The 6,524-nt window shown below is 68.8% G+C and carries 6 protein-coding genes; 4 read left to right on the top strand and 2 right to left on the bottom strand.

Annotation, left to right across the window (positions count from 1 at the left end; translation table 11 throughout):
* Positions 1–304: 304 nt before the first annotated feature.
* Genes ACH442_RS27650 through ACH442_RS27640 form a run of 3 tightly spaced genes read left to right on the top strand, consistent with a single transcriptional unit; the run spans position 305 to position 2,288 of the window.
* Positions 305–649: a PadR family transcriptional regulator gene (locus ACH442_RS27650; protein ID WP_396341018.1), complete on the top strand. Its 345-nt coding sequence runs from the start codon at positions 305–307 to the stop codon at positions 647–649.
* 38 nt (positions 650–687) lie between these two features.
* The gene (locus tag ACH442_RS27645; RefSeq protein ID WP_396341017.1) at positions 688–2,058 is read left to right on the top strand and encodes a PrsW family intramembrane metalloprotease; all 1,371 of its coding nucleotides are present in this window, start codon (positions 688–690) and stop codon (positions 2,056–2,058) included.
* Positions 2,055–2,288, top strand: coding sequence for a hypothetical protein (locus ACH442_RS27640; RefSeq protein WP_396341016.1), 234 nt, complete (start codon positions 2,055–2,057; stop codon positions 2,286–2,288). Before ACH442_RS27645 ends, ACH442_RS27640 begins: the two co-directional genes overlap by 4 nt.
* A 49-nt stretch (positions 2,289–2,337) precedes the next feature.
* Here ACH442_RS27640 and ACH442_RS27635 read toward each other — a convergent pair whose 3' ends face one another.
* A complete protein-coding gene (locus tag ACH442_RS27635) occupies positions 2,338–4,545 on the bottom strand; it encodes a ricin-type beta-trefoil lectin domain protein (RefSeq protein WP_396341015.1) in 2,208 nt (735 codons plus the stop codon).
* Positions 4,546–4,784: 239 nt separating this feature from the next.
* Here ACH442_RS27635 and ACH442_RS27630 point away from each other — a divergent pair, with 239 nt between their 5' ends.
* The gene (locus ACH442_RS27630; protein WP_396341014.1) at positions 4,785–4,931 is read left to right on the top strand and encodes a hypothetical protein; all 147 of its coding nucleotides are present in this window, start codon (positions 4,785–4,787) and stop codon (positions 4,929–4,931) included.
* A 4-nt stretch (positions 4,932–4,935) separates the two neighbouring features.
* Here the strand turns inward: ACH442_RS27630 and ACH442_RS27625 are convergent, their stop codons facing one another.
* The gene (locus ACH442_RS27625) at positions 4,936–6,210 is read right to left on the bottom strand and encodes an MFS transporter (protein WP_396341013.1); all 1,275 of its coding nucleotides are present in this window, start codon (positions 6,208–6,210) and stop codon (positions 4,936–4,938) included.
* Positions 6,211–6,524: the final 314 nt, after the last annotated feature.

Genomic DNA, 6,524 nt, shown 5'->3' with positions numbered 1-6,524 from the left:
CCCCGGCGTGTTCGCCGGTTGCACCGTTCTCTTCGTCGAGCGCTCAACTCCGGTGATCGCAGATCGGTGGCGCTCCCGTCGCCATCCGGTTGCCGGTTTCTCGGACCAGGGCCAGGGTGCGCTACGGGATCGTCCGCCGCCGCGGTCTCCCCTGATGAGCAGCTCAGCGGTCATGGTCAGCGCAGCTTCACAAGGGTGCTGTGAACCCTGCGTGACCTCCGACTGCTCGTGGGGCGGTCCGCGGTTCGGATGGCGAAAGAACGGATGGTCGTACTCTACCTAGGGGTCTAGGTAGAGTACGACCATGGCGTCACGCGCACCCCGGATGACCCAGGCGACGAAACTGGTCCTGCGCACTCTGCTGGCCGAGCCAAGCCGTGAGCTGTACGGCTTGGAGATCTGCGAATCGGCGGGTCTGCCCAGTGGCACCATCCATCCGATCCTCGCCCGGCTCGAGGGGCTGGGTTGGCTCGAGTCGCATTGGGAGGACACCGATCCCGCCGAGGCGGGCCGCCCGCGCCGGCGCTACTACCGGTTGAGCGCCGACGGCGCCCTGCTTGCCGCGGAGGCGTTGCAACCCCGAACTCGACGCGCCCCTGTTCTGCCTGTCGTCCGGCCATGGCCCGGAATTGCCGGCGGCGACGCATGAAGAGCCGGGCCGCTCTGCTCCGCAGCCCGAGGCTGCCCATGATGGTTACGCTGGTCGTGCTGGCGGTGCTGGCGGCCGGGGCCGGACGGATGGGCATGATCGTCGTACGGTTCATGAGGACGTACCCGGCGGCGACGGTGACCGCACTCCTGCTGTTCCTCACCTTGATCGCTCCCGTGTGGTTCCTCATCCGTGCTCTCGCCTATTTCGACCGTCGTAGGCCGCTTGTGTTCATGCTCGCCTTCGCCTGGGGAGCTTCCGTGGCTCCGGCGGTCACCATTCCGGCCTCCACCGCCCTTGACAGCCTCATCGCCAAACGGATCGGCCCGGGCTTCGCCGCCGAGTGGGGTGCAATGATCGCCGGCCCCTCCGTCGAGGAGATCGTCAAGACCCTGGGCATCCTGGCCGTGCTTCTCGCGACGCGAAAGAGCCTGACGAGGGCGCTGGACGGTATCGTCATCGGCGCGTTGGTCGGCTTGGGTTTCCAGATCTGCGAGGACGTCGTTTTCGCAGTCGGCTCAGTGGCGCTGCAAGGTGATGGAGACGCCCTGACGCCCGTGCTCACCACGTTCGTCGTCCGAGGCCTTCTGGCCGGTGTCACCAGCCACACGATCTTCAGCGCGCTCGCCGGTGCCGGCCTGCTCCACGCCATCGCACGTCACGATCGACCGATCTACTACCGGATCGGCGTCGCGTCGGCGGGGGTCGCCTCGGCTTGGATCAGTCATGTCATCTGGAACAGCCCGATCTCCGTCCTGCCCGAGGTGCCCGCTGGGATACTTCTGGTCCTCGTCGTGAAAATGCTGGTTCCCCTGGCCGCACTCGTTTTCCTGGTGCGGAGGGCTCATGACCAGGAGGCCACGCACTACCTGGCGGGGCTGGCGGCGCTGGGCGACCGATCGCTGATCACCGAGGCGGAGTTGAGCACGCTCGGCTCCGCGGCACGGCGAGCTCGCGCCCGGCGTGCCGCCGCGGCGGTCGCCGGGCGGACGGGCACGCAACTGATGCGAGCACTGCAACAGTCTCAGGCGGCTCTTGCCGTGGTGGTGGGGCGAGACGGCGCTGACTATTCCCACGACTTGCATCGCCATGTCGTGCAAATCCGTTCGCTGCGTCTTCAACTTCGAGGTCTTGGCCTGGGCGGCGAGATACCGCCGTTCGTGATCCTGCCGGCTGTGTCGCGGGATGCCGCCTGCCTGCCTCAGCGGCAAGCGGCACGACTCGTCGAGCTGAGCATCGGTATCATTCCATCGGAGCACCGCGACCGATACGGCGAGGAGTTCTACGCCGAACTGCTGAGCCTCGCGGAGCGTCGGGCGAGACCAGCCGCCCAGCTCTCCTATGCCGCCAATCAATTCGTGTCGGCGCTGATGCTTCGCCGTGAGCTGCGGGTCAGGGATCGCCGATGAAGTCCGCACTCGGCATCTCCGGGCTCGGTGGCATGGTGGCCGCGCTCGTCACCGCCGGTGGTCCCGTCGCGATCTGCGCCGTTCTGCTGATCGTGGCGTCCGGAGGCCTGCTCTGCTGGGTACTTTCCAGCGCCGCGCGGACGGAGCGGCTGGTCGCCATCATCGAGGCGACCCGCATGACACGCCGTCCTCAGGCGCGGCGCAGACGGACCCGGCCACGTCGTGGCTGAGTGGGGCCGTCGCCCGGGCGTGCCCGTTCGCACGCCCGGGCGACGGCGGTCACGGGCCGGTCGTCAGGTAGGTGACCTGGTGACCGCTGTTCGCGGCGGCGCCGTTGTTGTTGATCACGTGGGTGATCGTGCCGGTGCCGCCGAGGGACACCGTCACCATGTCGTGGAACTTCACGCCACCGGTCACCGGGACCTCGAAGGCGCGTGCGTTCACGACCGCCGGGTTCACGTTGAAGTAGGCGTAGCTGCCCAGACCCCACGCCTCGTGGCTGGTGACCGAGTCGGCGACCTTGTACGCCGCCCAGCCCTGCGTCGAGCCGTTCATGTAGGCGGCCTGGTTCGGCGGGTCGTACGGCATCTCGTTCTGGTAGAAGTACGTCCGGCCGCCGTTACCGTTCCAGATCGTCTGGTACTGCTGGTAGTGCTCGACGAACAGGCCGTAGAACGTGACGTTGTCGCCGTTCACGATCAGTCCGTTGCGGGCCGTGTTCGTGGTCCAGCCGACCGTGCCGCTGTTGCCGTGGTCGGCGCGCCAGATCCAGGCGTGGTCGCCGATCACGTCGTTGCTGTTGATCTGCACGCTGACCGTGGCTTTGCCGGCGATCGCGCCGCCGATCCGCACGAACACGTCGGAGAGCACCGTCGGGTTGGCCGCGTGCGTCGCCGTCGAGCCGCTCGGGCCGACCTCCAGCAGCGTGTTGGTAGTGGTCGTGCCGGCGTCGAAGAGCAGACCGGCGACCCGGACGCCGTCGACGTCGGCGACGTGCATGGCGTCCACGCCGCCGTCCGGGATGAACGTGGCCAGGCCCAGACCGAGCACGACGGTGTTGGCGCGGGTCACGTTCAGCGTCTGGTTCAGGTGGTAGACGCCCGGCGTGACCAGCAGGTTCTTACCCGCTGCGAGGGCCGCGTTGATCGTCGCCGCGGTGTCACCGGACTTCACCACGTAGAAGCTGCTGATCGGCAGCGACGACCCGGCGGGCGTGCCGGAGGCCCACGTCGTGCCGGCTGCGTTCGCCCGCAGCGACGGGACGAAGACCTGGTAGGCGCCGGTGCCGTCGACGTACAGGTAAGGCTTCTCGGCGATCGTCGGCGACGAGCCGACCGTGGTGTAGGGAGGTGACGGGAAACTCTGCGCCGGAGCGCCGGTCGAGCCGACGAACACCTGGTTCCAGTTCGAGCCGTTCCAGCTGCCCATCGCCGAGTTGCGGGTCAGGAACTGCTGCTGCGTCCCGGACTGGATCTGCCCGTCGATCTTCGAGTCCGCGATGAAGCCCCCGGAGGACCAGCCACCATCAGAAAGAGCCAGATTTCCCCGTACGTGCATTCGCCGATACGGCGCGGCCTGCGAGACCGCCCAGCGGTCGAGTCCGTCGGCGGGCGTGACCGAGAGGCCTTCCGCCGAGCGCCAGAAGTTCTGCGTCGCGTTCTGGGAACCGTCCGGCCACCAGTCCGCCTCGACGTGCACGTGACCGTTGATGTTCACCTGGTCGGGGGTCAGGCCGAGCCCGGCGACCTGGGTGAAGAAGCCGACGTTGACGTCGTTGGAGTACGTGCCCGGCTTGAACAGCAGCGCGTAGCGGGCGTTGCCGAACTGGTTGCTGACCTGCGCGTTGAAGACCGAGTTCAGCTTGGTCTGGATCGTCGAGGCCGACATCGACGGGTCGAAGACGGTCACGTTCGGGCCGAGATCCGGGTTGTTCGGGTTGGTCGGCACGGTCGTCGGTGGGCTCGTCGGCGTCGTCGGGCTGCCGGAGAACGTCCACTTCTGATTGGTGCCGCCGGAGCAGTCCCACAGTTGCAGCTTCGCGCCGTTGGCGAGGTTGTTGTCCTTGATGTCGAGGCACTTGTTCGCCGCGGTGTTCACCAGGTCGTGCGTCGACGCGTTGTACGACCACTTCTGCGTCGCCACCGTGTCGTAGCAGTCCCACAGGTGGATCACGGCGCCGTTGGCGGTCGAGTTGTTCGCCACGTCCAGGCACTTGCCGAGCGCCTGCACCTGACCGTTGTCGGCCAGGGTCCAGTTCTGGTTCGGCCCGCCGGCACACGTCCACATCTGTGGCTGGTTGCCGTTCGCGGTACTGCCGTCGGTCACGTCCAGGCACTTGCCGTTCGCCGAGCTGACGATCGTGCCGCTGCTCGCGGCGAGCGCCTCGGTCACCCCGGCGACACCGAGACCGGTCACCACCAGCGTGATCGTCCCGGCCGCGAGCCACCGCGGCCGCTGCCACGGGCGGCGATGCTTCGAATCGGACATTGTCGGCCCTTCATGGGGGAATCGGGGAGAGTGCCGCCCAGCATCGACCCATGTGTTCCAGCTCTCAAGGTTCTTTAAGGTTCCTTTAATGGTTCCGCAACACGTCAATTTGTTACATGAGGTGTGGCCGGCCCCACCAGCGAGAGGGCGACTACCGGTAGTGATCCTGACCTGCCCGCCGTGATCGATGGGGAGGCCCCGGCACCGCCCCGGGGTCGTAGAGGTAGTCCCAGCCCTGCGTGCCGGCCCACGTCCGGCAGGTCGGCGTCCGCCTCGATCTGGACCGGGCGATCCGGGACCGGCTGGCCGTCGCCTGCCGGGATCTGGCCGGGTTCTTCGGCGAGGCCGCCGAGCGCCACGAGTGCACGGTGTCCTGGGCGGAGTAGGCGGTCACGTCACGTCGTCGGCGACCGGTTCGGGGGTCAGTTCGACCCGGCCGTCCTGGTGGGTGGTGAGCAGCCGGTGCAGGGTGAGGGCGAGCACCGACGCGAGCAGGCAGCCGCCGATGGTGAGGGCGACCCACGTCATGGCGTGGCCGGCGCCGATCAGCGGGCCGGCCGTGATCGGGCCGAGCACTGAGCTGATGCCGAAGTTGACGGAGTGGGCCGAGTTGTAGCGTCCTCGCAACCGGTCCGGCGCCAGGGCGTTGATCAGCGCCGGCTGGACCGGCTGCAGCAGGGTCTCGCCGAAGCCGAAGATGGTCGAGCAGGCGATCACGAGAATCGCGGCGAGCAGCGGGATCCGGTCGCCGATCACTCCGCCCGCGCCGAGGACCAGCCAGGACACGGCGAAGATGGCGCCGACCACGGCGAGGGTACGGCTGCGGCTGCGGCCTTCGATGCGGCGCATCACGAACAGTTGCGCGGCCACGATCATGATCGTGTTGGCGGCCAGAGCCCAGGCGACGACGCGTGGGGTGACGTCGGCCGTCCGTACGGCGAAAGCGGGGAAACCGACCTCGATCTGGCCGTATCCGCATGTCGTCAACACGAGTCCGAAGATGAGGAGGCGCCGGAACGCTCGGTCGCGGAACACTTCGCGGTACCCGCCGGTGCGGGGCTCGGTGTGACCGGGCGCGGTGAGCCGCCGCCCGACGCCCGGCATGGCGAGCAGGATCGCCGCCGGGATCAGGTACGTGAACGCGTCGAGCAGGTAGATGGCCACGAACGAACCCGGGCGGTGCACGTCGACGAACGCCCCGGCGATCACGCCGCCGCACCCGATTCCCAGGTTGAGCAGCGCGAACTGCAGCCCGAAGGTCCTCTGCCGCTCGTGTTCACCGGTCAGGGACGCAAGCATCGTGGCGTTGCCGGCCCAGCTCGACGCCACGCCGGCGGCCGCGACCGTGAGCGCCAGGCAGACCAGGGCGGGGGTCACGGCGTACGCGAGAAGAACGGAACCCACGGTTTGACCGATCAGGCTGGTGAGGGCGACCGGTCGTGCCCCGAATCGGTCCATCAGTGTGCCGCCGACCGGCGCGAGGATCATGACGACCGCGCCGAACCAGCCGATGACGAGCCCGGCCGCGGCGTCGGACATGCTGCGCACGTCGGTCAGGTAGATGAAGAGGAACGGCAGCGTCAGGCCGCGCCCGATCGACGAGAGCAGCACGCCGACGAGGACCAGGCGGGCCTCACGGCGTACCGGAAGAATGTCCCGGATCATGCCGGGATTCTGCCCGGTGTGTCCGTCTCGCGCAGGACACCAGGGTTTTCCCCGGCGCGACCGGCCGGCCCCGGAGAGCAGTCTGCTCTGGTCAGCGACCGGCGCGAGGTGGGGGGAGTGGCGTACATGCGACAGGTGGTGGCGCGGGATCTGTCCACGGTGGTACGCGACGCGCGGGCCGGTGACGAGCAGGCGTGGGGGGGGGGGGGGGGGGGGGGGGGGGGGCCGCCGGCGGGGGGGGGCGCGCCCCCCCCGCGGGCCGGCGGGGGGGGGGGGGGCCGGGGGGGGGGGGGGGGGGGGGACGCGGGGAACGG

Source organism: Actinoplanes sp. NPDC020271, assembly GCF_044388125.1.
GTDB lineage: Bacteria > Actinomycetota > Actinomycetes > Mycobacteriales > Micromonosporaceae > Actinoplanes.
The sequence above is the reverse complement of the archived record's forward strand: the minus strand, read 5'-3'. Positions and strand labels throughout refer to the sequence as shown.